Genomic DNA, 26,998 nt, shown 5'->3' on the forward strand with positions numbered 1-26,998 from the left:
CCATCTTGCTTTTGAAGGATATGAGAAAAGCATACAGATCAATTAGGAGAGGAGCATGACTATGACAAAAAGACTTTATTTTGAGGATGCCTATTTGACGCGGTGGGTGACAAGGGTGAAGGACAAGCTGGAGCGTGAGGATGGTCAATTTGTCGTGCTGGAGGAAAGTGCATTCTATCCTGATGGCGGGGGACAACCTCATGATACGGGCACTCTTGGAGGAGTTCAGGTGCTGGATGTCATCAGCGAGGCGGACGAGGTGCTGCACCGTGTGGAGCAATTTCCAGATACGGACGAGGTGGTTTGCGAGATCGATTGGACACGCAGATTCGATCATATGCAACAGCATAGCGGGCAACATCTGCTATCTGCCATTTGTCGTGACTTGTATGAGGCCATCACGGTAAGCTTCCATCTGGGAGCCGACTATTGCACGATTGATGTGAATAAGCCGGAGCTATCGGCTGAACAGCTTGCTGCCATTGAGCAGGAGGTGAATCATCATATTTATTTGAATCATCGGATTGTTAGCTATTTCGTGTCCACGGAGCAGGCTCAGCGCTTGCCGCTGGTTAAGCCGCCAAAAGTCACGGAGCATATTCGTATTGTTGAGACGGAAGGCGTTGAATATAACGGATGTGGTGGGACTCATGTCGCCTCCACCGGCTCTATCGGTATGATTAAGCTGTTAAAGAGCGAGAAGCAGAAAGGGTGCACTCGAATTATCTTCAAGAGCGGGCATCGAGCCTTAAGGGAATTTCAGGAGCAGCAACGCATATTAAACCAACTTACAGCCAAGCTGAAGACAGGCAGAGATGAACTCATCGACCGTCTGGACCGCTGGGAGGAAGAACAGAAGCGGCTGCAAGCAGAAGTGTCTAAATTGCAGCAAAGAGTCGATATGCATGAGGCCAAGGAATTGCTCACCAAGCAAGAGAGCGGGATGATCGCAAAGCGTTATGCGGACAAGTCCTTGGGGCAATTGCAAAGCCTGGCGAACGAGTTAATCGCGCGAGGGGAAGTCATGGTGCTGCTCGCGTCCGAGCTTGAGAACAAGCTGGTATTTGCTCATAGCGGCAGCTTTCCTGTATCCTGCGGGGCATTCTTCAAGGAGCAACTTCCTGCTTACCGGGGAAAGGGCGGAGGAAGCGACAAGCAGGCCCAGGCAGGCTTTGCGGACGCTGAAGATTTACTGGCCTTTTTTGAGCATACCAGACAGGCCCATGAGGACTAAGCTCGTCCGGTATGCACTTTGGCTTTGCCATATAGCTTGAGGCGGACCCATAGCGTATTGATGATCAACAGGCTGCCGGAGATGATAAACAGGCCTTCAATGCCGATATAACCCGAAAGAAATCCGCCAATCAGCGAGCCCAGCATATTGCCGAGAGCCAGTGTACTACTGTTGAATCCAAATGCCCGGCTCTCCATACCGTCCGGCGTATAATGACGGATCAAGGCGTTGACGCTGGGAAGGAGTCCACCCATAAATATACCCAGCATGAAGCGGACGGTAATGAGCTGCCACACGGATTGAACAAATGCCTGAGGGATAAGGGTACAGGCGGCTCCAACCAAGCAGAAGGTAAGCACACGATGCGCGCCAATCCGGTCACTGACTCTTCCGAGCACCGGAGAGGTGATTATATTGGAAATCCCGGTAGCTGCACTGACTAACCCGGCCCAAAAGGCAACATCGGCAGTTTGACCGTGCAGCTTCTCTACATATAGCGGCAGCAGTGACATCGGGCTTAACATGGCGAATTGCAGCAAGAAGGTGACGGCAAACAAGGCAGCAAGTTGAGAGGTCTTGGTCAGCTCTCTTAGACCTTGCAGTACCGAGGGCTGAGGAGTATGGGCAGCTTCTTCGCGATTAAAGTTCTCGCGCACGAACAATAAAGCCAATACGGAGGCAAAGAACAACAGAGCGCCGGTGATGTAGAAGATAGGACGGAATCCAACCCAGCCAGCCAACAGACCGCCTATTAAGGGGCCCAGGATGGTACCGGCGACGAGTCCGGATTGTGTAAAGCCCATGGCAAAGCCCATTCTTTCCTTCGGAGCCGTTCCTGACACCAAGGCCACGGATGCAGGGTTAAAGCCGGAGATGGTTCCGTTCAGGAGCCTCAGTCCCAGCAAATGCCAAGGCTCGGTAGCCAAGCCCATGAGCGTAATGACGATGGCCATCCCAAAACCCGAGCGCAGCAGCATAATTTTGCGTCCGTATTTGTCAGCCAGCTTCCCCCATAACGGCTGAAAGATAAATGCTGTCGCAAAGTTGGCGGCAAAGATTGACCCGGCCCAAAGCCCGATGGCTTGTTCCCCCTGAACATGCAAATCTCTCGCTAAATACAGCGAGAGAAAGGGGGTAATCATTGTCATTCCGGCGTTGACAAAAAATTGCCCTACCCAAAGCACCATGAGATTGACCTTCCACGTCTTCAAAGTGCCTCACTTCCTTTCATATCTGGTTGTCCAAACAAAGTCTTTCCATTATATCACATCCGGGGATGGCTCCGGTCTGAGTCAAACTTCATGCTCTCTTCCTTCGATTGTCGAAGGTTCGCCATCCGTTTTTCCGTTGTGAGAGTTGTTACTTACTTTTAAAAAGGGCATAATGTAAATTAGAACATTTATAATAGAATAAGTTTCAGGAGGCGTAGGGTTTGGCTTATAATGATCGCTTGATCCGGGCTTTGCGACAGCAGGAAGTGGATCGCCTGCCGGTTTGGTACATGCGCCAGGCAGGAAGATACGATCCTGATTACCGGAAAATTAAAGAAAAGTACAGTTTGCTTGAGATTTGCCGGCAACCCGAATTGGCAGCCGAGGTTACGATGATGCCTGTGCGCAAGCTTGGCGTAGACGCAGCTATTTTGTATTCCGACATTATGAATCCGGTTGCTTCACTGGGCATTGATTTTGATATCGTCAAGAATGTAGGGCCGGTAATCGAACAGCCCATACGCACGGAAGCGGACATTGAACGTCTGTGGCCGATTGACGTAGACAAGGACTTATCCCATATTTTACAAACGATTTCTATTTTGGACCGGGAGCTTGAGGTTCCCCTGATTACCTTTGCCGGAGCCCCGTTTACGATTGCCTCTTACTTGATTGAAGGACGTCCGTCCAAAAGCTATATTCACACCAAGGCCATGATGTATGGACAGCCAGAGCTGTGGTTCAAGCTGATGGACAAACTGGGCGACATGGTCATTACTTATTTGCAGGCCCATGTCTTGCATGGTGCCAAGGCGTTGCAATTATTTGACAGCTGGGTGGGTGCTTTGGCCCCAGAAGATTTTAAAACTTATGTGCTTCCTACAATTACACGTATTTTTGCCGAACTTCGGCATTTGGATGTACCGAAAATTTATTTTCCCGGCGTCAGCTCAGGGGAGTTGTTGCCAACACTGACGGGGATTGAGGCTGATGCCATCGGACTCGATTGGCGTGTATCCATATCGGAGGGACGGCGGCGCCTGGGTCAGAGCTTTGCCGTACAGGGCAACCTGGACCCTTACCTGTTGACGGCGCCAATGAATGTGATAAAAGAACATGCGGCACGGATTATTGATGAAGGGGTACTGTCGCCAGGCTATGTCTTCAATCTTGGGCACGGCTTGTTCCCTGAGGCTTCCCTTGAGAAGCTGCGGGAACTGACGGAATTCGTACATGAGTATTCCCGGGAGGCGCTGATCCGGCAAAATGCCCCCGCACAGCATGGCTGATCATTCGGCTGGGATGACATATGACATAAACCAACTATTGACCAGAGGTGAACAGGAATCGTGAAATTAAAGATCGGAGTATTGGTGATGTCCTACGGGACACCGCAAAGTTTGGATCAGGTCGAGGCCTATTATACGCATATCCGGCGTGGTCATGCACCAACCCCTGAACAACTGCAGGAACTGGTTGGCCGGTATGAGGCCATCGTGGGTGGCTTTTTCCCCTTACGGGAGAATACCGACAAGCAGGTTGCTGCCTTGCAGGAAACCTTGAATCAAATGACGGCGGACAAGAATGTAGAGTTCGTCTGCTATCAGGGGCTGAAGCATGCCTTTCCTTTCATTGAGGACGGAGTAAATGCGATGGCAGCGGATGGCATTCATAAGGGGGTCGGTATTGTGTTGGCTCCGCATTACTCTGTTATGAGTATCGGTGGCTACATCAAGCGGGCTCAGGCACAGGCGCAGGAAGCGGGAGTAACTATGAAATTTGTGGAGAGCTATCATCTTCATCCCAAATTAATTGACGCTTTTGCGGCGAGAGTAGCGAAGAAACTGGACGAATTTGAAGAAGCGGGTGCGGTGCGTGATCAGGTACAGGTATTGTTCAGTGCCCACAGCTTGCCTGAACGAACGGTGCAAATGGGCGATCCATACCGTGACCAATTGCTTGAGACTTCGGAGGCCGTAGGAAGAAAGGCCAAGCTTAGCTCCTGGCAATTTACGTGGCAAAGCGCGGGACGAACAGCCGAGCCTTGGCTTGGCCCCGATATTCTCGACACATTAAAGGAACTGAGCCGTAAGCAGGTGGAGGATGTGCTTGTTGCTCCGGTGGGCTTTGTGTCCGATCATCTGGAGGTACTCTACGATCTGGATATTGAAGCCAAGACCGTAGCGAAAGAACTGGACATGCGTCTGGAGCGCATTGAATCCTTAAATACGGAACCGCTATATATGGAGACGTTAGCTGACATGGTTATGAGAACTTCGGAATGGGAAAGAGATGAAGATGAATGAGTGAAGCCTCCTGTAATGTGGTCATTGTCGGCGGGGGATTGACCGGCCTGTCCGCAGCGTTTTATGTCCGCAAATTTTACAGAGAACAGGGTGTGACGCCACGGATTACTGTGGTGGAAAAAGAAAGTGTCCCGGGTGGCAAAATTGAAACGTTGCGTAAGGGCGAATTCGTGATTGAGAAGGGTCCGGATTCCTTCCTGGCTCGCAAGACGGCCATGATCGATCTGGCGAGAGAGCTTGGTCTGGAGCAGGAGCTAGTCTCTATGAACCCAGAGGCCAAGAAGACATATATCGTTAGCGGTGGCAAACTGCACCCGATGCCGTCCGGCCTCGTGCTGGGGATTCCTACGGAGCTAAGTCCATTTCTGCGCAGCGGGCTCCTGAGTTGGAGCGGCAAGGCGAGGGCGATGCTTGATCTGGTGATGCCGCCCAGACAAAGTACGGAGGATGAATCACTTGGAGCGTTCATTGAACGACGGTTGGGCGCGGAGGTTCTGCAAAATATTACCGAGCCGCTGCTGGCCGGAATTTATGCTGGAGACACCTATAAGCTGAGCTTACAGTCGACTTTCCCGCAGTTCGGAGAGGCGGAGCGCGCCAATGGCAGCCTTATCAAGGGGATGATGGGTGGCAAGAAGCCGGCGGAGACGCATACAGGGACTAAACGCAGTGCCTTCCTGACGTTTCGCAAGGGTCTGCAAACTCTGGTTGAAGGGTTAACAGCTTCGTTATCAGATATTCATCTGCGTCTTGAGAGTGAAGTTACAGAAATTCGCCCTGTCTCAGGCAAAGAAAACGGCCATTATCAAGTACTGCTGAATACGGGAGAATCGCTGGAGGCTGACGAGGTTATCGTTACCGTGCAAGCCTTTGCCGCAGCCGAGCTTTTGCGTCCTCATGTTGACGTTGCCGCGCTGGATGCGATTAATTATGTTTCTGTTGCCAATGTGGTAATGGCCTTCGACAAAAAGGATGTTGCAGGGTTATTCGACGGCTCAGGTTTCCTTGTACCTCGCAGGGAAGGCATGAACATTACCGCATGCACCTGGACCGGTGTCAAATGGTTGCATACGAGTCCTGACGATAAAATGCTGTTGCGTTGCTACGTGGGACGCTCCGGGGATGAAGAGAAGGTGTTTCTGTCCGACGAGGAGTTGACAGAGCTTGTGCTTAACGACCTGAACAAGCTGATGGAAGTCAAGGCCCGTCCGCTATTCACAGAGATTACCCGGCTTCCGAAGTCGATGCCGCAATATCCGGTGGGCCATCTGCAGCAGTTGGCTGATCTTCGCCAACACCTTGAAGCGAAGTTGCCTGGTGTATATGCTACCGGAGCGGCCTTTCACGGGGTTGGCTTGCCTGATTGTATCCGACAAGCCAGGGAATTGGCTGAGCGCATGGCATCGGGGCTGAAGGCAGCACAACCGTAATATGGGAAAGGTTTTGCGCTGAGATCTGGGACGTTGGAGCCCCTTGCCTGCAAATTAGGCGAGGGGTTCTATTTATTTCCCGATACCTGATATAATAAAATCAATACGGTTTGAAATATGGTTTCAAAGGAGTCCGTAATGTATCCACCAAGATCGCAGAAGAACAAGCAAAAGCAGCAGGAGAACCGGCGGCTTCAGAACCGGATATGGCTCCTGCTTAATTTAACTCTGCTCACTCTGATTTTTGTGCTGGGGACTTATTTTTATGTCGAAGTGCGAACCCAGCAGAGAGGTCTGGAGACAGAAGCTCCAGAGTATCTGCCACCCACAGAGTCACTGGATGATGGCTTGGCCTATCTGGGGGGAGAGGCTGGGGAGGAAGAAACGACAGAGCCTGTAGAGGAGCAGGAAGCAAACGGGCGAAACGTGGAAAAAGAGGCTTTGATCGAACCGGAGGAGACAGATGCTTCAGAACCGTTAGCTTCCTATGAACCACCGGCTGATGCACCTAGGAGCAGCGAAGCAGCAGGAGAAGATTTGCTGATTCATTTCGCCGGGGATACGATGTTTTCCGGTAAAGTGCAGGAGCGATTGGAGAAGAAGGGGTATGATTTTCCCTATGCATATATCCGGGAGCTGTTTGAACAGGATGACTTGAGCCTGTTAAACCTGGAGACACCGGTAACGGAGGGCGGGCAGCCGGCTGAGAACAAGGCCTATGTGTTCAAGTCCCCGGTCAAGGCGCTTGCGCCCATGGTCAAGGCCGGTGTGGATGCGGTTGGACTGGCCAATAACCATATCCTTGATCAGGGTATCTCCGGACTTAAAGATACTTTGAAGGCGCTGCAGGAGCATAATATAGCCTATGCCGGGGCCGGTCATGACGAGGGCGAAGCCTATGCTCCTGTATATCTGGAGCGTAAGGGAATCAAGGTTGCCTTGCTATCATTCAGCCGGGTCGTGCCGAAATCCAGCTGGGCTGCGGGGGCTAATCACGCAGGGGTAGCCTCGGTGTATTCGCCTAAGCGAGCGTTGGAAGCGATTCGTACGGCGAAGGAGAATGCCGATCTTGTGCTGGTTATGAGCCATTGGGGCAAAGAGCGGACAACAGTCCTGGAGGAGCATCAGCAGGAGTTGGCCCATGCCTATATTGATGCCGGGGCTGATCTGATCATCGGCAGCCATCCCCATGTGATACAGGGGCTGGAGCAATACAAGGGTAAATGGATTGTTTATAGTACGGGCAATTTTATTTTCACCAAATCGAAGGACCCGAAGACATGGGAGACTGCGGTATTCGCAGCGGTGTACACGAAGGAGGGAGCATGCAGACTGCGCCTGATCCCATACCGTACTGAATTGGGCCAACCGGTGCCGATGAACGCGGAGGAGGGAAGCAAGCTGCTTAACGAGATCGCAGAGATATCTCCCGGTGTGACAATTACAGAAACCGGCGAAGTATTCGGGTAGCAAGAGAGAAGGATTATTCAGAGGAAACGAAGCGTCTGCCCGAGAATCTGGGGACGACTATATAGGGAGGACGAGAAGATGATGAACAAACTGATCGCAAACGTGTACTGCGTAGGCCGAAATTACAAGGCCCATGCTGAGGAACTGGGCAATGATGTGCCATCCGAGCCGATGATATTCCTCAAGCCATCCCATGCGGTTGCCGTGATGGACGGAACCGGGCTTCAGCTTCCGGCTGATCGGGGCTCCGTACACTATGAGGTGGAATTGGTTCTGCGCATCGCCAGAGATTACAAACCGGGAATGACGGTGGATGAATTAGTGGACGTCATGGCGTTTGGTATCGACTTTACGCTGCGCGATGTCCAGAACACCGTGAGAGAACAGGGAAATCCGTGGACCCCGGCCAAGGGCTTCCTTAAGTCCGCGCCGATTACTCCTTATCTGGCCTTCCCTGGAGCCGTGGAGACAGCCCTTGCCGACTTTGTGTTGCGCAAGAATGGGGAGACGGTCCAGCAGGGCAACATTAGCCGTATGATTTTTCCGTTGCAGCAAATCGTCGATTACATCGCGGCCAATTACGGCTTGGGTGAAGGGGACCTGATCTTCACCGGTACACCGGAAGGCGTGGGACCCGTTTATCAGGGAGACAAGCTGGAGATTTCTTATGACTCCCGGGTGCTGGGCAGTTGTACTGTGGAGTCCGGCCCGTCTGCTTCATGATGACGGATTGGTTGATCGGGTTCGTCTGTGCCCTGATCGTGTCGGGCGCCGCTTATGCAAAAAGATCGCTATCCTTATCGGGGATGCTTGCTGCGCTGGTGATGGGGACGGTGTATTATGGCGCAGGCAATCTGTTCTGGTTCGGTATTTTGCTGCTCTTCTTCGTGAGTTCTTCGATATTCTCTCACCTTCGCCGCGAGCGTAAGCAGGAACTGGAGAAGTCCTATGCCAAGAGCGGCCGCCGGGATGCAGCACAGGTATTGGCTAACGGTGGACTTGGGATGCTGGCTTGCTTGGGCAACTTCATTTGGCCTTCGCCGGGCTGGGCGTATTTCTTTGTTGGCACCATGGCGGCGGTCACAGCGGACACCTGGGCCACCGAATGGGGGGGACTGAGCAAGTCGCCACCCCACTCTATACGGAGTGGCCGGGTTATACCCCCGGGAACCTCGGGAGGAGTTACTTGGCTTGGAAGTATGGCAGCACTAGCGGGAGCTGTGTGCATCGGCGGAGCTGCCTGGCTGTTGTTGCTATGGACAGATGGTGTAGCAGGCAGTAGCGTTGGGGTTATTTTACTGGCCTTGGTCAAGTGGGGGATGGTTGGAGGACTTTCCGGCATGGCTGGCGCCTTCGCTGATTCCTGGTTGGGAGCAACCCTCCAGCGTATGCAGCGTTGCCCGGTGTGCGGCAAGGAAGTCGAGGTGGCCTTTCACTGCGGTCAGGGTACCTTGCCTTCAAGGGGCCTAAGCTGGATGAGCAATGACATGGTGAATTTACTCAGTTCTCTTGGGGCAGGGCTGCTGGCCTGGGGAATCGGGATGATATGATAAAGTAGGGATTAATATGAATATATTGACGGTAGAGAGCTTGACGAAGACGTATGGGGAGAAGGTATTGTTCAAAGATGCCTCCTTCGGGATGGACGAGAACGATAAGATCGGGATTATCGGTGTCAATGGAACGGGGAAATCGACTTTCCTTAAAGTCATCGCTGGCCTGGATCAGCCTGATGAGGGAAGAGTGTCGATCAATCGGGATGCGAGAGTGACCTTTCTGGCTCAAAATCCAGAGTATGACCCGGATATCACGGTTTTACGTGGTGTGTTCCAAAGCGGAGGATCCGAACTGCAGGTGGTATCGGCCTATATGGAAGTGGAGGAAGCACTCCAGCAGCAGCCCGGCGATGAGAGGCTGCAAGCTGAAGTCCTGCGCTTGTCTCAGGAGATGGATCGGCTGCAAGCCTGGACTTTGGTCAGCGATGCCAAAAGCGTGTTGTCAAGATTGGGAATTGCCGACTTTACCCAGCGTATGGGCCAATTGTCCGGGGGACAGCGCAAGCGGGTAGCGTTAGCTTCGGCGCTAATTATCCCTTCGGAACTGTTGATCCTGGACGAGCCTACCAACCATATCGATAATGATTCGGTCGCTTGGCTGGAGACGTATTTACAGAAGCGGCGTGGCGCGTTGCTGCTGATTACGCATGACCGCTATTTTCTGGACCGGGTATGCAACGTCATGCTGGAGCTTGATCATGGACGTTTGTTCCGCTATGAGGCCAACTATAGCCGGTTCCTGGAGCTCAAGAGCGAGCGTGAGGAACGCGAAGCCGCTTCTGAGCAGAAGAGAAAAAATCTGCTGCGTACCGAGCTGGCCTGGATTCGTCGGGGAGCGCAAGCGCGCTCGACCAAGCAGAAGGCCCGGATCGAACGCTTTGAGCAACTGCAAGCAGCGGGGCCGGAGTCCAGAAATAATCAACTGGATATTTCAGTTGCATCCACCAGGTTGGGGCGCAAAATTTTGGAGATTGAGGGCTTAAGCAAAGCCATTCCGGGCCGTGTGTTGATTAAGGAGTTAACCTACACCGCTATTCCGGGGGATCGCGTGGGCATTGTAGGCCCTAACGGCAGCGGCAAATCGACGCTATTGAACCTGATTGCCGGACGCATTCAACCTGATGCCGGTGAGATTGTGACGGGTCAAACTGTCAATCTCGGTTACTTTACTCAGGAACATCAGGAAATGGACGGAAGTCAGCGGGTTATCGAGTATGTAAAAGAAGCAGCCGAGGTGGTTACTACGGCGGATGGTTCACGCATTACCGCTTCGCAGATGCTGGAGCGTTTCCTGTTCTCGTCTGACATGCAGTGGACGCCAATCAGCAAGCTGTCGGGCGGAGAGAGACGGCGGCTGTACTTGCTGCGGGTGCTGATGGGTGCGCCTAATGTGCTGTTGCTGGATGAACCGACTAATGATCTGGATATCCAAACGCTCTCGGTATTGGAAGCCTATCTGGATGAATTTCCCGGTGCTGTCTTCGTTGTATCTCATGACCGCTATTTTCTGGACCGGACTGTGGACAAAATTATGGCCTTCGAGGGGGACGGGATCGTTGCGGTCCATGTGGGTGACTATAGCGATTATGAGGAACGGGTGCAGGCGGGGAATAATTCCAAGGGGGCTAATGCTTCCAGCCTGCGGGGAAGTGAGGCCGCTTCTGCTCCCGCCGGCAAGCCGCAAGGTCAGCCGAATATCGGAGGACGCGAGTCTTCACGCGTTGAGAAGCTGAAATTCAGCTATAACGAGCAGCGAGAGTATGATACGATCGATGCTACTATCGAAGCCGCCGAGCAGCGCTTGACCACTATTACAGAGGACATGGAGGCGGCAGCCAGCGATGCCATGCGACTCCAGGAGCTGATGCTGGCTCAGCAAGCAGCCGAGGCTGAATTGGAGCGCCTGATGGAGCGCTGGACTTACTTGAACGAGTTGGCCGAGAAGATAGAGGCGGGGCGCCATTCTTGAACGGCCTGCTAAAACAGAGCAGCAAAGAGGAAAGCCGGGAACCCTCAGGCTTTTCTCTTCTTTTTTGCCCAAGAAGCGGCGAAATGCTCATTTTTTGAGCAAGCCACCTGTCAGTCAAGATGGTATAATACACGTTGGAGCTATGGCTGCCTTGTGTGGTGAGCATGTAAATATCACAACAATTTGTAAACTCTTCGTTAACGAAGGGTCTTTTCTTTGTTGTAGCTTCGCAGAAAATTTTTAGATTGAGCCTTAACAAAAGCTCAAAAAGTCAGCTTTTCAGCACCGAGAAGGTTGGATGAAGCTAGGGACTGAGAAGCGGAGCGTTTGCCTTTGTGAGCGAATTTCTACCCTATAAGAATTTATTGAATAAAAAGAAATCTGTGAGCAACAGCGACCGTAAGAACATTTTCTCGTCAGCTTCTTTGCGTTAAACATAGGTTCAACTTATATATACTTCATGAAAAAGATGTGATTACGTGCTTAGTGCAGCTATTCGAACCAGAACGCATCAATTTGCGGACAAGCATTTCTCTGGCAAATCCATTGATTATAAGCAAATTATTGCTCTCATTATTCCGATTCTGATTGACCAGGCATTTATTATTGGCCTGAATCTGGTGAATACGGCCATGATCAGCTCATCGGGAGTGGCGGCGGTGAGCGCCGTCAATATGGTAGATTCGCTTAATATTTTTCTGATTAATGTGTTCGTGGGAGTAGCCACCGGGGGGACGGTAGTAGTGGCGCAGTATAAGGGCAGCCGCAATCCCGAGATGGTATCCAGATCTTCCTCGGGTTCGGTAGCCTCGGTGTTCCTGCTGGCTTTGGCTATCAGCTTGCTGATGATCGTTCTCCACAATCCGGCCTTGAATTTACTATTCGGCTCAGCAGCAGAGGATGTATTTCAAAATGCCAGATCGTATTTAATCGGCAGCAGCCTTTCCTTCTGCGGGATTGCGGTTGTTGAAGCCGTATGCGGGGTGCTGCGGGGAATCGGGAAGTCACGAGCTTCCCTGATGCTGTCACTGATCATGAATTTATCCTACGTATTGCTTAACTTTCTGTTGATTAATCTAGCCGATCTGGGAATCATGGGCATGAACATTGCCGTGAATGTCTCACGTTATTTGGCGGCGGCTTGTGCGATCTATTATCTGGTCAAGCTGGATGTTTCCTTGCATATTCGATTACGGGATATGGTTCGGGTCAACCTGACGATGCTCAAGAAAATTATGTCCATCGGCATGCCGTTTGCGGCTGAGCAGATGTTCTTCAACGGTGGCAAAATCTTGACGCAAATCTTCATTGTCAGTTTGGGCACGTATGCTATTGCTGCCAACGCTATCAGCTCTTCGCTTGCAATGGTCATTCAGATCCCGGCCAATGCGCTATCCATTGCCATTGTGACCGTGGTGGGGCAATGTATCGGCAGTAAGAACATCGATGATGCCCGCAAGCTAACCCGTTCGTTTATCTGGTTGTCTTCTTCAACCTTTATTATCATGGGCATGATTGTGTTGCCCCTGTTCCAGCCCATGGTCTCTTTGTTCCATCCACCGGCTGAGATCGTGGATGACATCTTTACGATTGTGCTGATGAACACGCTGATGCAAATTCCACTATGGTCAATCAGCTTTATTACTCCATCAGCCTTACGAGCAGCGGGGGATGCGAAATATACCTCGGTGGTTTCGATGTTATCCATGTGGCTGTTCCGGGTGGTGCTTGGCTACATTTTGGGCATTGTCTTGCCTTTTGGTGTGGTTGGGGTATGGCTGGCCATGGATATTGAATGGGGGATACGCGGGTTGATCTTCCTGTCGCGCTTCCGCGGTCACAAATGGTATCGACATCGATTGGTGGAGGACTAATAAAATCAATAAAATCCTAAGAAAACCTTGAGTTTCCTGCGCCTAAGTTACGCAGGAAACTCAAGGTTTTTTGGACTGGAGAGCCGCTGCGGCTACTCAGCAACATAGGCTGCCAGCAGCCGGGTTGTATTAAGGACTGCTAGCTTGTGCGTCCGCTCCATGGCGTGGGAGGCATGCACTCCTGGGCCAATCAATGCGGCGCGGATATTGTTCCCGCCTTGTAATGCAGCCGATGCATCCGAGCCGTAATAAGGGTAAATATCGACAGCATGCGGGATATCCAGACTCTTGGCCAACTCGATCAACCGTCCGGTCATTTCATAATCATAGGGGCCGGAGGAGTCCTTGGCGCAAATGGATACCTCTGTCTCCTTGCAGCTTAGATCATCGCCTAGAGCGCCCATGTCTACAGCGATCATTTCCTGAATTCCCTCTGGAATCCAGGCTGTGCCATGCCCGACTTCTTCATAGTTGGAAATGAGGAATACCAGATCATGTTTCGGTGTCCAGCCTTCTCGCCGACTGGCTTCAAGCACGCCGAACAAGGCAGCCACACTGGCCTTGTCATCCAGATGGCGAGATTTGATATACCCGCTTGGTGTGATGACGGGGCGGGCATCAAAGGAAATAAAATCTCCTACAGAAATGCCTAGCTTAAGGACATCTTCTTTATTTTCCACAAGCTCGTCAATCCGCACCTCCATATTCTTCTCTTCGCGCTTGAAGTCGCGGGCATCACTGTATACATGCACAGACGGGTGAATGGAGAGGATCGTTCCGGTATAGACCTTGCCGCTGCGGGTATGAATTTGGCAATATTCGTTCTCGATCGCATTCATCATGAAGCCGCCAACAGAGGTCAAGGCCAAGGTTCCGTTGGGACGTATGGCGCGAACCATAGCTCCCAGCGTGTCCACATGGGCACTCAAGGCGATTCGCCGGGAAGCATCCTTGCCTGCGAGAGTAAGGATAGCGCCGCCCTTTTCGTTAAAGGAGCAGGGAATTCCTAGTGCCTCTGCTTCCCGTTCGATCAGCGACATGACATGACGCGTAAAGCCACTGGGGCTTGGTGTATCAAGCAGCTCTTTCAGCAAATTCAGCACATAATCTTCATTGGGTTGTATATGGTTCATCTATCTTCTCCTTTACGTTCATGCAACCATAATGCGCTAGCAATTTTTCAACGCTGCTTGCCATGGTTGTCGGTCGTGCCAGCCAATGATTCATCGCCATCTGCTTGATTAGCCTTTGCGCCTTTCTTTTTTTTGTGATCTTGCTTCTCCGGCTCAGGGAGCACATAGCCGGTTGCATCCTGAATATGTACAAGCTTGGCCTGCAGGCTTTTGACTTCCCGCTGTAACAGATACCCGCGGTAAATGCCAAAGGAGCCTATGATGATGCCGCCCAGCAGTGTACAGCCCAGTATAAGCAGGATCAAGGGCACGTTGACCGATCCAAACAACAGATTGACTTGAACCGGATTTACGTTAATAACAGCGAATAATGCCGTAATTAGCGCGAAGATGAGTGCCATAATTAAGGACCATTGAATTTTCATGAGGAACACCTCCTTCTAGGACAGTATAAAATCCCTTGCCACTTTAGAGCAAGGGATTTTGCTGAATCAGGTCCAAAGCCCCTCAGGCTTATCTGGTTAACTCTTCAATTTGCTTAATAACATCTTCAAACACGCTCATGGCCTCGCGAATTGGTTCCGGTGAGGACATATCAACACCGGCCTTCTTCAAGATGTTAATTGAATAATCGCTGCCTCCGCTCTTCAGGAAGCCCAGGTAGCGGTCTACTGCGGGTTGTCCTTCCTCCAGAATTTGCTTGGAAAAGCTGGTTGCGGCGGAGAAGCCAGTGGCATATTTGTAGACGTAGAAGCTGGTATAGAAATGAGGAATCCGCGCCCATTCCATTTCGATATCCTGGTCTACAACCATATCCTTGCCATGATATTTCACATTCAGATCATAGTATATCTTTGAAAGCTCCTGCGGGGTCAAGGATTCGCCTGCTTCCGCCCGCTCATGGATGATCTTCTCAAATTCGGCGAACATCGTTTGCCGGAACACGGTCGTACGGAATTGGTCCGCATAGTAGGTGAGCAGGTACAGCTTTTGTTTTGGATCAGTTGATTTTTTGAGCAAATAATCCATTAACAACGCTTCATTGGTCGTTGACGCAACCTCGGCCAGGAAGATGGTGTATTGGGCATCGCGGTATTTCAGCGCTTCGTCCGAGAAATAGGAATGCAGGGCATGCCCCATCTCATGAGCAAGCGTGAACATGCTGTTCAAATTATCGTTATGGTTCAGCAGGACATATGGGTGAGTGCCGTAGGCTCCCCAGCTATAAGCTCCCGTGCGTTTGCCTTCATTCTCATAGACGTCGATCCAGCGATTCTCAAATCCGGAGCGAAGTACATTCAGATAGTCCTCGCCCAAAGGCTGCAGGCCTTCTACAACCATTTTTTTGGCTTCATCATAAGTGATATCCCATTTATATTCCTCAACCAGAGGAGCAAACAGGTCGTACATATGCAATTCATCAACACCAAGCAGCTTCTTGCGCAATTCCATATAACGTTGCAAGAGAGGCAGGCTCTCATGAATCGTATCAATAAGATTCGTGTAGACTTCCTTCGGAATGTTATCGCCATACAGGGACATTTCAAGCACCGAAGGGTATTTCCGTACACGTGAATAGAACATGTTCTTGTTCACATTGGCGCTTAATGTTGAAGCGATTGTGTTTTTTTGCTTGCCATAGGTCTCATAAACGGCCTTGAACGCCCGCTTGCGCACTTCACGATTTGGGTTCTCAAGGAATTGAATGTAGCTGCCGTGGGTCAAATCCACCTCTTGGCCGTTCTCGTCTTTAATCTTCGGAAATTTCATATCGGCATTATTGATCATGCCAAAGATTTGCTGTGGCGCCTGAGACAGATTGCCAACCTGCGCGAGCAGAGCTTCTTCCGTCTTGCTCAGCACATGGGCTTTCTCGCGTTTGATTTCTTGCAATGTAAAACGATATGGCGCAAGGGTGGGATCATCAATGAATTGATCCAACTGCTGATCAGGCAAAGCCAGAATTTCCGGTGTGATAAAGGATAAGGCTTCGCTGAGTTCAACGCTGAGCTTGCGCGCTTTCTGCACAAGCGCCTGATATGTAGGGTTGGTGGTATCCTGATCATGATTCAGATGAGCATATACGTAAAGGCGTTCGATATTCAGGGACAACTCATCCTCAAGCTCGAAAACGGCTTTGATGTTCTCGGCCTTATCCAGCTTGCCCTCGAGTTCCCCGGCCTTGTCCTTCAGCTTCTTCAACTCAGCATATGATTTGTCCCACGCTGCCTGATCGGCAAATAGGTCCTCCAGCTTCCATGTGTTTTCTTCGGGTACTTCGGAACGCTTCAATACTTTGCTCATGGGAATCCTCCTTTGATTTGCGTGATTCGAATAATGGGGTTGACTGGAATCTGTAATAAAAGAGCGCCCTGCAGCCGCGCTGCGAGGGAGCGGCATTACCAGCAAGCAGCCGCATAGCAGGAGCAGGCTGGCTCGTTTGATCGTTATGCTCGTCATACGCAGAAAACCTCCTAGTCGGACATTTCTCTAGTATGACCGCAAATAACAGGGAATATTTGTCGCTGCTGATGTGGGCTTGCAGCTACAACCGATTGTCCAGCTAGGCCAGGAAACTATAGATGATCAGCCCAAAAACCAAGGAGATCATGATGATGCTGGTGATGGCAAGCCCGCGCCTGAACCGGGCATCAATGCGGTCTTTGCTCATAATAAGCACCACACCCATGGCAAAGGCGCAGATAATAAAGATAAGAAGGCTCGAATTAAACATATAAATAGCTCCGTTTCAGGTAAAATGATGATTTGAACTGCGGAGGCGGCCCCTGTTCTTGGTTATACCTGCTTGAACGCCGCCATAATGTCTTCCCACTCGGCTTCATTATCTGCGTATTCCTCCTTGGGGAACCGACGCTTCACCCAATCCATCAAGGCGGGACGACTGAGGAAGGTGTGCGTTTCCTCGCCCCATTGGTCGGAGATTTCCCGGAGAACGATGTATTTGCCCTGGACCTCGACGGTCATCATGTTCCACTTGTCTTTTTTGTATATTTCATGTTTTTTGATCATTGCTTCCTGCTCCAATCTTTAGCTTCGCGCACTTGCGCGAGGACTCGAATAATAGGTCATATTTGTATGTAAAATGATAACTCACACCCCCCAGGAAAGCAAATGAAACCGTGCGTTTAAGCGCCTTCCGGATCAGCAAATCTTTAGGTTAATGTCACGTTGCATTGTCGGCAGGCATAGAGTATAATATGGTTATTCGCCAATGATGGCGATTATTTTTAGGAGGTTGTTCATTTGAAAGGTACAGTTAAATGGTTTAACGCAGAAAAAGGCTATGGCTTTATCCAAGTTGAAGGTGGCGAAGACGTATTCGTTCACTTCTCCGCAATTCAAGGCGACGGTTTCAAGACATTAGAAGAAGGCCAAGCCGTAGAATTTGAAATCACTGACGGCAACCGTGGTCCTCAAGCTGCTAACGTAATCAAATTATAAGACCACTTCCGGCAACGGATCACTTATAAAGTTTGGTTCCAGGCGCGATATTGAAAGGCACAGCCCTTGCAGGGCTGTGTTTTTTGTGTTTGTGTTAAGCAGGATGACTGACAAGTGGATCAGGCCGAGCTCAATAACACATAAAAAAGCGCAAGGTCGTCTTAATCGACGACCCTTAAAATGTCTGCAATTTCTTTCCGGGGAGGGGCCTTCGGTGTAACGGCCGGATGTCCCAGCGCAATAACCATGTTAACTCCCCGATCTGAAGGAATGTCCAGGTATTCGCGCAGCCGATCTTCCGCCAGCAGTACCGGTCCGGTCATGGGGCAGGTGGCAAGTCCCTTGGCATGAGCGGCCAGCATCAGGTTCTCGGCGGCCAGACAACTACTCTTCATGCCTTCTTCCTCCCACACCTCTGGAGCGGCAAAGTTGAGGGGGTCAAAAATTTTCTCCCGGAATTTAGAGGTATAGGGGGTAGACAAGCAGATCACCAAAACAGGCGCTTTGGAAAATGCAGTTGCATACGGTCCAAAAGACTTGAGCAGCAGTTTTCCTTCCCGTTCCAGTCCTTGCTCAGCAGCGTGCGCGGCTTTCTCATGAAGCCGTTCCCAGGTGAAGTCCTCAATATATTTAATCTTTGCCGTGTTCATAATTACAATAAACTCCCAGGTTTGCGAGTTGGTATCACTTGGCGCATAACGGGCACAATCGATCAATTCCTCAATATCGGCGAGACTAACGGGTTCTGCCGTAAAATCACGTACACTTCTACGGCTTGTCAGCATGTCGCGAAACAGTACAAATTCCATCCAGTTCACCTGCTTTATTATTATTGTTACCAGGTACTATCATCTGATATTAATCATTATATAGGATGTGTGTTGCTTTGAACAGCCAGAGTAAGTATGTACTAATATTTATGGTTCATATCGGTTGGTTGAACCGGATCTGGCTGGCGGATGAAATAGCGGCTGGCAAAGCCGATAAAGGCAACCAGCGCAGAGGCCATAGCTACCAGATAGAAGGTGGTACGGCCGAACTGTTCAAAAATAAAGCCGCCGAAGGTGCCGCTAAATAGTCCGGATAGACTGGACCACATCATCGTATATAAAGCCATGCCGGTGGCGCGAAATTGATCCGGAATCAACCGGGTCAGCATGCGGATAGCCGTTACATAGAAGATGCCGAAGGTAATGCCGTGCATCGCTTGAATGGCCAGAACGCCATACACCGAATCCGTCAGGCCCATGAGCATAAATCGGACCCCGAAGAGCAGGCTGGAGAACAGCAGCAGCGGCAATTCCTTATATTTCTCGCCATAGAAGCTGAGATAAATGAAGATTGGAATCTCAGACAAAGCCGAGGCTAACATGGCCCAGCCAATGATACTTTCTTTTGCCCCCAGTTCCTTTAGCGTAATCGACAAAAAAGGTTCGTTCATCCGCATGCCAATGGCCAGGAAGAAGACGCAGCCCAGGAACCACAGAAGCTCTTTCTGCCGCAGCAGTGCCCAGATGCCGGACAAATCAACTTTGGCTACGGGAGCGGAAGGATCGTCCTTCACAAACAGCACTAGCGTCAGCGCCAATGTAGCAACGGTCATAGATACCCACATCATGTTCGAGATCCCCACCAAAGCAAGAACATATCCGATCAGCAGAGCGAAGGCGGCAAATCCGAAGGAACCAAACACACGGATCGAGATGAAGTTGAGGTTCTGTTGCTTAGCTGTTGAAATAACGATCGTGTCAGATAAGGGAAAGACCGGGTAAAAGAAAAAATAAAATAGAGTGATGACCGCCATAATTACAGAAAATGTGGTGGAGGCCGATAGTATAAACGTCAGGCTGATTTGACCGATAAGCAGGATAAGCAAAATTTTCTTAATGGTGCGAAATCGGTCGCTGGCCAGGCTCCATAGTAAATTGGAGATTAAGGAAATCATCGGGCCCAGGGCGTATAGCAAGCCGATCTGGCTGTTAGAGAAGCCTAGCTGGGCATAGTAGAGCGGAAAATAGGACGTTACAAGAACGATTGTCCCGTATATAGTGAAGGTAAAGGCACGAAGCCACTGAACGTCCCGGCTCATCGTCGGTTTTAATTTCATGTAAAATCCATAACTCCATTCTCAGAGGAATTCTATACTGCCTTGGTCAAGGAGATTAAGTCGGTGCGCAGAGGTCAGTTATGTTTGCTAGTATACCAGAAATTTTAGGCAGGGCGGGGCAGAGTTTTACGGTCTGTTGACGAATTGATGCTATACTGAGTCCAGGAGAAATCCATGAGCAATAGCGCTCGTAAGAACATGTTCTTGTCTGCTTCTTTGCCTGAATCATCTGTTCGATTTGTATTGTTTTGTGATTTTGTTTATTTGTACAAAAAGGTGGATCATATTATAATATAGAATGGTTTTCAGTTAAGGATATCTAACAACGTAGTGGAGGCAAGCCATTGATTGAACTTGAGCAAAGCCGAAACCAGTTTCCGAAAGAGCCGATCAGGCTGATGAGCCGGGTTTACAAGTTTATATTGCCAGATGTGCGTCAGGCATTGGACGGTTGGAGGAAGGATGCCGAGGCGATTCCCGACTCGGAGCTGCGAAAGCAGGCGCTTGCCAGCATAGCGACGAAGGAATTCCACTGTCAGGGCGGGGCTGTTTATGCTGCCGCGAATCTGCCAATGCGCCACGTTCTAATTCCCCTTATCGTAGCGTTTCAGACCATTAGTGATTATCTGGATAATCTATGTGACCGGAGCACATCCAAAGCCGCGGAGGATTTCCGCCTTCTGCATCAAAGCATGCTGGATGCGGTAGATGCTTCGGCGGAATTACGCAATTATTATGCCTTGCGTGAAGAACAGGATGATGGAGGTTATCTGCATCGTCTGGTGAAGACCTGCCGCAATCAAATTGCACAGCTTCAGGGCTACCCGGCGGCCATGCCGCATGTTGTCGATCTGGTGGGGCTGTATACCGACTTGCAAGTGTACAAGCATATTGATCCGCAGCAACGCGAAGCCAAGCTGTTGGAATGGTGGACTCGGCATGAACATCGTGCCCCTCATCTGAAATGGAATGAATTTGCAGCAGCAACGGGCTCTACTTTGGGCGTGTTCATGTTATTTCTGGCTGCGAGTCATGCTGACCTGGACGACAAGAGCGCAAAGATCATTCATGGTGCCTATTTTCCTCATGTTTGCGGACTACATATCATGCTGGATTACTTGATCGACCAAGAGGAAGATGAAATAGGCGGAGACCTGAACTTTTGCAGCTACTATGACAGCAAAGAAACGATGCTGGGACGAATCACGTTGATTGTCGAAGGAGCGCGGCGCGATATTCGCAAGCTGCCTGCCTCCTCATTTCATAGGATGATCATTGAGGGCTTGCTGGCTCTGTACTTATCCGATCCCAAGGTCAGTCAGCAGGAAGAAATTCGCGAGGTATCCAAACGATTGATGAAGAGAAGTCCGCTGATGCGCTTGTTCTTCTTTGCAAACAGCCGTTGGATTCGCAAGCATCTTTAAATTATAGGAGGAATTATCATGTCAGCAGTGAAAAAAATTGCAGTTCTTACAAGCGGAGGAGACTCTCAGGGCATGAATGCTGCCGTTCGTGCGGTTGTGCGCAGCGGCTTGTTTTATGGTCTAGAAGTCTACGGGATTCAACGAGGGTATCAAGGACTGCTTAATAACGATATTTTCTCGATGGACATTCGCAGTGTAGGGGATATTATTCAACGCGGAGGCACGATCCTTCAATCCGCTCGTTGTCTGGAATTCAAGACTCTGGAAGGCCAACAGCAGGGAGCGCAAATATTGCGTGACCGTGGTATCGACGGCCTGGTTGTTATCGGGGGCGATGGCTCCTACCAAGGCGCTGAGAAGCTGAGCAAGCTAGGCATCAAAACGATGGGGTTGCCGGGAACGATTGATAACGATATTTCCTTCACGGATTATACCATTGGATTCGATACGGCGGTTAGCATTGTTGTCGATGCGGTCAACAAGCTTCGCGATACGATGTCCTCCCATGAGCGTGCTTCTGTCGTTGAGGTTATGGGACGCCATGCCGGGGATATTGCCCTCCATGCCGGTTTGGCTGCGGGTGCAGAGACCATTCTGATTCCAGAAGTTCCATTTGATCTGAATGAAGTAGCTGACCGGATGCGCCAAAATTTTGATAAGGGCAAACGCCATAGCATCGTCATCGTAGCAGAAGGCGTAGGCCGCGGCGAGGATGTGGTACAGGCTATCAAGCAACGTCAGCCTTCGCTGGAGCCTCGTGCTACGGTATTGGGTCACATTCAACGAGGTGGTTCTCCAACCCCATTTGATCGCAATTTGGCCAGTCGTCTTGGCGATTTCGCTGTACGCAGCCTGATCGCCGGTGAATCGAACAAGGCCTGCGGCATGATCGGTGGAGAAATGATATTAACTGATATCGAGAAGGTTGTGTCCACCAAAAAGACGTTTGATATGGATATGTATAACCTGGCATTGCGTTTATCTCAATAAGTTTTCCTTAAAAACAACAATGAACCGGATCAGATAAGGATTTTCCTTACTTGATCCGGTTTTTATTTTGGAACAGAGAAAAGCGGCTTGGCTCAGCTTACATCAATCTGTTACAATCTAGGGCGAGCCTAATACAAAGCAAACAAAGGGGGAAAGTGTATGTATCTATACCGACTTGAGGCAGAAACTTCGGCGGGGTGGCTGGCTATCGTCATTGCCGCAGAGGGAGAGGAGCAGGCCTTCGCCGCAGCAGAGGAGCATATGCAGCGGCACTTCCTGCCCACACCCGAAGTGCTGGAACTGACAATTGTAGAGAAGAAACGGATAACCCTTGGGGCGGGTTATGTCATTCGGACTCAGCCCGGCAATTAGAAAGAAGCCGGGACTGGTTTGTTCTGTAATTATGGTTTATTATTCGTAAGAGACACCTGGAGTATAGCGGTTGGCTGCGTTCCAGAGCAGGAACTCATCGACCTGCATGTCCCGGAGCGCACGGATTTGCTCTTCAACCTCGTGTTTGCCGTATTTGACATAATTGCCTTTGCCTAGCCAGCTTGCGGTGAAGTCCTGAATCCACGGTCGGATAATCGGCTGCTCCTCACCCAGTTCTTCAAGCTTGGTCTGGGTGTCCTGAACGGCGCCCTTAATCGTCTGGTAAGGTGCTTTGTCCGGCACTTTGGCCCCAAACCATCCGGTTGTGTAATGACTGGGGTAGATCATCGGACAGATTACATCGACGTGATCGGATATTTTCACGAAATCCTGGCCAATGCCTTCGGCAGCGGGGACGGAGGCGGCATAACCGAAAATATCGACGGAGACGCGGACGCCCAGCGGCTCCAGCTCCTCTTTGGCTATCCTTGTGAATTCGGATACGGCTTCCACCCGGCTTGTATGGTCGGTTGTATATTTTAAGGAATCAGCTCGCTTCTCGAACCCTTCTGGAAAACGTACATAGTCGAATTGAATTTCTTTGAAGCCTAATTTTGCAGCTTCTTTCGCCAGTTCAATGTTGTAGTCCCGTACTTCCGGACTATAGGGATTGACGAACTTGTCTCCATTGTTGTTGCTCCATACGGAGCCGTCTTGCTTGCGGAAGGAATATTCGGGATGCTTCTCGGCCAGAATGGTATCCTTGAAGACAACGATTCGGGCAATAGGATAAATAGCATGTTTCTCTAATCGGGCCATCAAGGCCTGAATATCACGAATGAACGGCTGGGGTTTGCCCAACTCCATCAGTACGGGATTTTCCGTCTTATAGGTGATGTAGCCCAAATCATCTTTAATGTCTATGACCATAGCATTGAGTTCTGTTTGATCAACGAGTTCTACAAGCTCGTTCATGCGAGAGCCGCCAGCACTGTAGGCGGTGACGTAGATCCCCTTAACCTTGGGGGCATCCTGCTGCAAGCTGCCCTTTAGATCACCAGGCAATATAGGATGATCGGGATCTCCTTGGATCAGATTGGCCGTGACGGTCTGATAGATAGAAGGCCATATAGGAACCGCCGCTTCTTCCTTGGCTATTGGTTCCTGTGCCGGGGTTGCATTGCCCAGGGTCAAAGTCAGAAGAAGTAAGGTCCAAACGATGTTCATATTATCCGCTCCCTTGTATGCATTCGCTACTGATTATATCGAAAGACAGGCATCCAGAAGGAACAGGAATGTCACAATTATCCTAGAATGACATCATTTCATAGTTTCATAGATAAGCAGCAAAAAAGTCGCTCCTTTTACGTGAAGTAAAAGAAACGACCGAGTACTGCAATTCACGCCGGGTCTTGATCTTCTTAATGAAGAAAGGCGGAGTTTTGATGCTCGCATATGCTGTAATGAATAATTTCCAGCGCATCCTGCGGCTCCAAGATAGTAAAGCCATCCCGAAGGATGATCGTTGATTCAAGCTCCTTTTGATTCAGGAAGGGCAGCATATCCGGGAACCATTTGAGTACGATTTGCTCTAGTTTTACTGTCTCCATCTCCACATCCATCACCCTTTCCTTTCAGAATAATTCGCCTTCGAATCCATCCTAAATCGGAAAAGCATAAAGCCTGTGAAATACGGGAAGCTGAGCCCTATCAAATTGTCTAAGGAACCGCTGTGTGATTATTATAACAGAGAAGCAGCCGATTGAAAACGCCAGTTCCTGCGGAAAGTGGCTAGCGGCGACGGAAAGCCCCCATAACGCCTACCGTTTCCACAATGTTGACAAACGCGTTGGCATCCGCCTTCTTGATTATTTCCCGCAGCTCAGCTAATTCGTAACGGGTGGTGACGGTCATCAGCATATCCTTCTCTTTGTGGGAGAAAGCGCCTTGTGTCTTGATCAGAGTTACGCCACGGGGCAAGGTAAGCAGTCGTTCGAGCAGGGCATCGGTCTGGTCAGTCACAATAAACAAGGTGACCTTGATATGGCTAATGTGAATGAGGTCCACCACTTTACCCGAAATATAGATAGAGACCATGGAAGCAAGTACCAGGTCCCAGTTGCCGTTGAGGTAACCCATAGCAAGAATAACGACGGCGTTGAGTCCAACCAGTACGTTGCCTACGGGAAAGTCGCGAAAGCGCGTGACGATGGAGCCGATGATATCGAAGCCCCCCGAAGAGCCGCCGACTCGAAAGGAAATACCGCTACCGATACCAACCAGCACTCCACCAAATACGGCAGACAGGAGCGTATCGGCGGATAGAAGCTTCTCAGGCATGGGGATGATCGAGATAAACCAAGTCGTGCCGATGACCGACAGAATACTGAGTCCGATGAATCGCTTGCCAAGCAGAAACAATCCGGCGATCAGAAGTGGAATATTATAGGCTAGGTACATCGTGCTAATACTGAGTGGGGAGAAATAAGCGGTGAGCATGGCCAGACCGGAGACGCCCCCGCTGAGCAATTGAAGTGGAACGAGGAATAAATTGAAGCCGGAGGCGATCAGAGCTGCTCCAAGCAAAATGACTGCGCCTCTTCTAATTTCTTTATACATAGTGGTTCACCTCGCGTTAAAAGTAGGAATCGGGGCCTTTAGCGGCTGGTATTCTATTTAAGTTTTGTGCTATACTATTTGAGATATTCTTGAGTAGGTACTCATTTCCAGGTTCAACGCTAGAACCTATGTAAAATTTGCAGGCTTATGGGACAGTCTATAAACGTCTAGAAAACGTCTAAAATTCTACTTAAGAATACAGTGAAGCTGGTGGAATTGTCCACTAAATAGAAGGAGTATGAATATATTGAACACATTTGCAGATTTCGGCCTAGAGCCTAAAGTGCTACAAGCTATTACAGAGCTTGGCTTTGAAGAAGCAACACCCATTCAAGCCAAATCCATCCCCATTGCCTTGACCGGACGCGACTTGATCGGACAAGCCCAGACAGGCACAGGGAAAACCGCAGCCTTCGGCCTCCCGCTCATCAACAAAATACCGCGGGAAGAAGAGCGCATCGTTGCTTTGATTATGACACCAACCCGGGAGCTTGCCATTCAGGTGGCAGAGGAGATTGGCAGATTGTCCCGCTTTAAGGGAACCCGCTCACTTCCTATCTACGGCGGACAAGACATCGTTCGCCAAATTCGTGCTTTGAAGAGAAAACCCCAAATTATCATCGGTACACCGGGCCGCTTGCTTGACCACATCAACCGGAAAACAATCAAATTGGACGATGTTCAAACTGTTGTATTGGATGAAGCGGATGAAATGCTCGACATGGGCTTCATGGAGGATATTCAATCTATCTTGAAGCTGGTGCCGGAAGAGCGCCAAACGATGTTATTTTCTGCTACAATGCCAGGGAATATCCAGCGTCTTGCCCAACAATTCCTGAAAAATCCCGAGCATGTGTCTGTGATTCCAAAGCAGGTCAGTGCTCCATTGATCGACCAGGCGTATATTGAAATTCACGAACGCCAGAAATTCGATGGATTGACTCGTTTGCTGGACATGGAATCTCCTGAATTGGCGATCGTATTTGGCCGGACAAAACGCCGGGTAGACGAGCTGTCCGAAGCGCTGCAAAAGCGCGGTTATTCGGCGGACGGCCTGCACGGAGATTTGTCGCAGAACCAACGCGATAATGTTATGCGCAAATTCCGCGACGGCAGTATCGACGTGCTTGTAGCGACAGATGTTGCCGCTCGCGGCCTGGACGTATCCGGCGTGACGCATGTAGTCAACTTCGACCTTCCACAGGATCCGGAAAGCTATGTACACCGTATCGGCCGTACCGGTCGTGCAGGGAAAGAAGGGGCAGCGTGGTCATTCGTAACGCCTCGTGAAATCGACCATTTGCATTTTATTGAACGGATTACTCGTCATAAGATTGCTCGCAAGCCGTTGCCTAGTATTGCAGAAGCCATTGAAGGCAAGCAGCGCATCACCGCAGAGCGTTTGCTTGAGCTGGTGGAAAATGGGGAACTGAACGAGTACAAGGGTATTGCGATTCAAATGCTGGAGCAGTATGACTCAGTAAATTTGCTGGCGGCTGCATTCAAGCTGATTACGGGTGAGAAGAACGATAAGACTAACATCGAATTGACACCGGAAGAACCAATCCGTGTTAAACGCCGCAACCCGGATATTCGTTCGAGCGGACGTAAGCCTTCGGGTTATGGTAATAGAGGTGGCGGCGGATACCGTCGTGACTCTCAAGGTGGACGTGGTGGCTATGGCGGTAACAAGGGCGGGTACAATCGTGATGGCGGCAGCCGTGACTCCAACCGTTCTTCCTACGACCGTAAACCGCGTTCTAATTCGGGAGGCGGAGAACGAAGACCGTACAAATCCAACGATAATCAGTCCTACGATAATTAAGCTTTAGACGAATAGC

General features: G+C 50.2%; 25 protein-coding genes. 14 read left to right on the forward strand and 11 right to left on the reverse strand.

Going from position 1 to position 26,998, the window contains the following annotated elements:
* The first annotated feature begins 61 nt into the window (after positions 1-61).
* Positions 62-1,234 carry an alanyl-tRNA editing protein gene (locus C557_RS0103595; RefSeq protein WP_018750456.1) on the forward strand — a complete coding sequence of 391 codons (1,173 nt, stop codon included), beginning with the start codon at positions 62-64 and terminating at the stop codon, positions 1,232-1,234.
* On the opposite strand, the gene C557_RS0103600 is transcribed toward C557_RS0103595, so the two are convergent.
* Positions 1,231-2,421, reverse strand: coding sequence for an MFS transporter (locus tag C557_RS0103600; RefSeq protein WP_040676422.1), 1,191 nt, complete (start codon positions 2,419-2,421; stop codon positions 1,231-1,233). The two genes, C557_RS0103595 and C557_RS0103600, sit on opposite strands and share 4 nt — an antisense overlap.
* Positions 2,422-2,666: 245 nt before the next feature.
* Between C557_RS0103600 and hemE the strand changes: the two genes are divergently transcribed.
* The 8 genes from hemE to C557_RS0103640 all read left to right on the forward strand — a co-directional run bounded on the left by hemE (position 2,667) and on the right by C557_RS0103640 (position 13,050).
* On the forward strand, positions 2,667-3,734 hold the full coding sequence (hemE, locus tag C557_RS0103605) for a uroporphyrinogen decarboxylase (protein ID WP_018750458.1): 1,068 nt from the start codon (positions 2,667-2,669) through the stop codon (positions 3,732-3,734).
* A gap of 60 nt (positions 3,735-3,794) precedes the next feature.
* Complete coding sequence (hemH, locus tag C557_RS0103610) at positions 3,795-4,751, forward strand: ferrochelatase (protein WP_018750459.1); 957 nt, start codon at positions 3,795-3,797, stop codon at positions 4,749-4,751.
* On the forward strand, positions 4,748-6,181 hold the full coding sequence (gene hemG, locus C557_RS0103615; protein ID WP_018750460.1) for a protoporphyrinogen oxidase: 1,434 nt from the start codon (positions 4,748-4,750) through the stop codon (positions 6,179-6,181). Before hemH ends, hemG begins: the two co-directional genes overlap by 4 nt.
* Positions 6,182-6,319: 138 nt before the next feature.
* Positions 6,320-7,651, forward strand: a complete 1,332-nt coding sequence (locus tag C557_RS0103620) for a CapA family protein (protein ID WP_018750461.1) — start codon at positions 6,320-6,322, stop codon at positions 7,649-7,651.
* An 81-nt stretch (positions 7,652-7,732) separates the two neighbouring features.
* Positions 7,733-8,374, forward strand: a complete 642-nt coding sequence (locus C557_RS0103625; protein ID WP_026263277.1) for a fumarylacetoacetate hydrolase family protein — start codon at positions 7,733-7,735, stop codon at positions 8,372-8,374.
* Positions 8,371-9,201 (forward strand): DUF92 domain-containing protein, encoded by an 831-nt coding sequence (locus C557_RS0103630; protein WP_018750463.1) that lies wholly within the window; start codon positions 8,371-8,373, stop codon positions 9,199-9,201. The genes C557_RS0103625 and C557_RS0103630 overlap by 4 nt, the downstream gene beginning before the upstream one ends.
* A gap of 16 nt (positions 9,202-9,217) precedes the next feature.
* Entirely contained in the window at positions 9,218-11,176 is a 1,959-nt protein-coding gene (locus C557_RS0103635; protein WP_018750464.1) for an ABC-F family ATP-binding cassette domain-containing protein, read from the forward strand.
* Between the two features lie 479 nt (positions 11,177-11,655).
* Positions 11,656-13,050, forward strand: coding sequence for an MATE family efflux transporter (locus C557_RS0103640; protein ID WP_018750465.1), 1,395 nt, complete (start codon positions 11,656-11,658; stop codon positions 13,048-13,050).
* A gap of 92 nt (positions 13,051-13,142) precedes the next feature.
* On the opposite strand, the gene C557_RS0103645 is transcribed toward C557_RS0103640, so the two are convergent.
* The 5 genes from C557_RS0103645 to C557_RS0103665 all read right to left on the reverse strand — a co-directional run bounded on the left by C557_RS0103645 (position 13,143) and on the right by C557_RS0103665 (position 17,213).
* A complete protein-coding gene (locus tag C557_RS0103645) occupies positions 13,143-14,183 on the reverse strand; it encodes a M42 family metallopeptidase (protein WP_018750466.1) in 1,041 nt (346 codons plus the stop codon).
* A 47-nt stretch (positions 14,184-14,230) separates the two neighbouring features.
* Positions 14,231-14,608: a LapA family protein gene (locus tag C557_RS22875; RefSeq protein ID WP_018750467.1), complete on the reverse strand. Its 378-nt coding sequence runs from the start codon at positions 14,606-14,608 to the stop codon at positions 14,231-14,233.
* Between the two features lie 88 nt (positions 14,609-14,696).
* Positions 14,697-16,487, reverse strand: coding sequence for an oligoendopeptidase F (gene pepF / locus C557_RS0103655; protein ID WP_018750468.1), 1,791 nt, complete (start codon positions 16,485-16,487; stop codon positions 14,697-14,699).
* 259 nt (positions 16,488-16,746) lie between these two features.
* Entirely contained in the window at positions 16,747-16,917 is a 171-nt protein-coding gene (locus C557_RS25235) for a hypothetical protein (RefSeq protein ID WP_018750469.1), read from the reverse strand.
* A 62-nt stretch (positions 16,918-16,979) separates the two neighbouring features.
* Complete coding sequence (locus tag C557_RS0103665; RefSeq protein ID WP_018750470.1) at positions 16,980-17,213, reverse strand: hypothetical protein; 234 nt, start codon at positions 17,211-17,213, stop codon at positions 16,980-16,982.
* Between the two features lie 234 nt (positions 17,214-17,447).
* Here C557_RS0103665 and C557_RS0103670 point away from each other — a divergent pair, with 234 nt between their 5' ends.
* Positions 17,448-17,645, forward strand: coding sequence for a cold shock domain-containing protein (locus C557_RS0103670; RefSeq protein WP_018750471.1), 198 nt, complete (start codon positions 17,448-17,450; stop codon positions 17,643-17,645).
* A gap of 161 nt (positions 17,646-17,806) precedes the next feature.
* On the opposite strand, the gene C557_RS0103675 is transcribed toward C557_RS0103670, so the two are convergent.
* Both C557_RS0103675 and C557_RS0103680 read right to left on the reverse strand, forming a co-directional pair.
* Positions 17,807-18,454, reverse strand: a complete 648-nt coding sequence (locus tag C557_RS0103675; protein WP_018750472.1) for a nitroreductase family protein — start codon at positions 18,452-18,454, stop codon at positions 17,807-17,809.
* A 101-nt stretch (positions 18,455-18,555) separates the two neighbouring features.
* Positions 18,556-19,752 carry an MFS transporter gene (locus tag C557_RS0103680; RefSeq protein WP_018750473.1) on the reverse strand — a complete coding sequence of 399 codons (1,197 nt, stop codon included), beginning with the start codon at positions 19,750-19,752 and terminating at the stop codon, positions 18,556-18,558.
* Between the two features lie 344 nt (positions 19,753-20,096).
* Between C557_RS0103680 and C557_RS0103685 the strand changes: the two genes are divergently transcribed.
* The 3 genes from C557_RS0103685 to C557_RS0103695 all read left to right on the forward strand — a co-directional run bounded on the left by C557_RS0103685 (position 20,097) and on the right by C557_RS0103695 (position 22,538).
* Positions 20,097-21,176 (forward strand): tetraprenyl-beta-curcumene synthase family protein, encoded by a 1,080-nt coding sequence (locus C557_RS0103685; RefSeq protein ID WP_018750474.1) that lies wholly within the window; start codon positions 20,097-20,099, stop codon positions 21,174-21,176.
* Between the two features lie 18 nt (positions 21,177-21,194).
* Positions 21,195-22,166: a 6-phosphofructokinase gene (gene pfkA, locus C557_RS0103690; protein WP_018750475.1), complete on the forward strand. Its 972-nt coding sequence runs from the start codon at positions 21,195-21,197 to the stop codon at positions 22,164-22,166.
* A 159-nt stretch (positions 22,167-22,325) separates the two neighbouring features.
* Positions 22,326-22,538: a DUF3906 family protein gene (locus C557_RS0103695; RefSeq protein ID WP_018750476.1), complete on the forward strand. Its 213-nt coding sequence runs from the start codon at positions 22,326-22,328 to the stop codon at positions 22,536-22,538.
* 39 nt (positions 22,539-22,577) lie between these two features.
* Here C557_RS0103695 and C557_RS0103700 read toward each other — a convergent pair whose 3' ends face one another.
* From C557_RS0103700 to C557_RS0103710, 3 genes are all read right to left on the reverse strand, one after another.
* On the reverse strand, positions 22,578-23,765 hold the full coding sequence (locus tag C557_RS0103700) for a putative glycoside hydrolase (protein ID WP_018750477.1): 1,188 nt from the start codon (positions 23,763-23,765) through the stop codon (positions 22,578-22,580).
* A 194-nt stretch (positions 23,766-23,959) separates the two neighbouring features.
* Complete coding sequence (locus tag C557_RS0103705; RefSeq protein ID WP_018750478.1) at positions 23,960-24,160, reverse strand: hypothetical protein; 201 nt, start codon at positions 24,158-24,160, stop codon at positions 23,960-23,962.
* Between the two features lie 169 nt (positions 24,161-24,329).
* Positions 24,330-25,157 (reverse strand): YitT family protein, encoded by an 828-nt coding sequence (locus C557_RS0103710; protein WP_018750479.1) that lies wholly within the window; start codon positions 25,155-25,157, stop codon positions 24,330-24,332.
* A gap of 247 nt (positions 25,158-25,404) precedes the next feature.
* On the opposite strand from C557_RS0103710, the gene cshA reads away from it, so the two are divergent.
* The gene (cshA, locus tag C557_RS0103715) at positions 25,405-26,982 is read left to right on the forward strand and encodes a degradosome RNA helicase CshA (protein WP_018750480.1); all 1,578 of its coding nucleotides are present in this window, start codon (positions 25,405-25,407) and stop codon (positions 26,980-26,982) included.
* Positions 26,983-26,998: the final 16 nt, after the last annotated feature.

The sequence above is a fragment of the Paenibacillus sanguinis 2301083 = DSM 16941 genome (assembly GCF_000374825.1).
Classification (GTDB): domain Bacteria; phylum Bacillota; class Bacilli; order Paenibacillales; family Paenibacillaceae; genus Fontibacillus; species Fontibacillus sanguinis.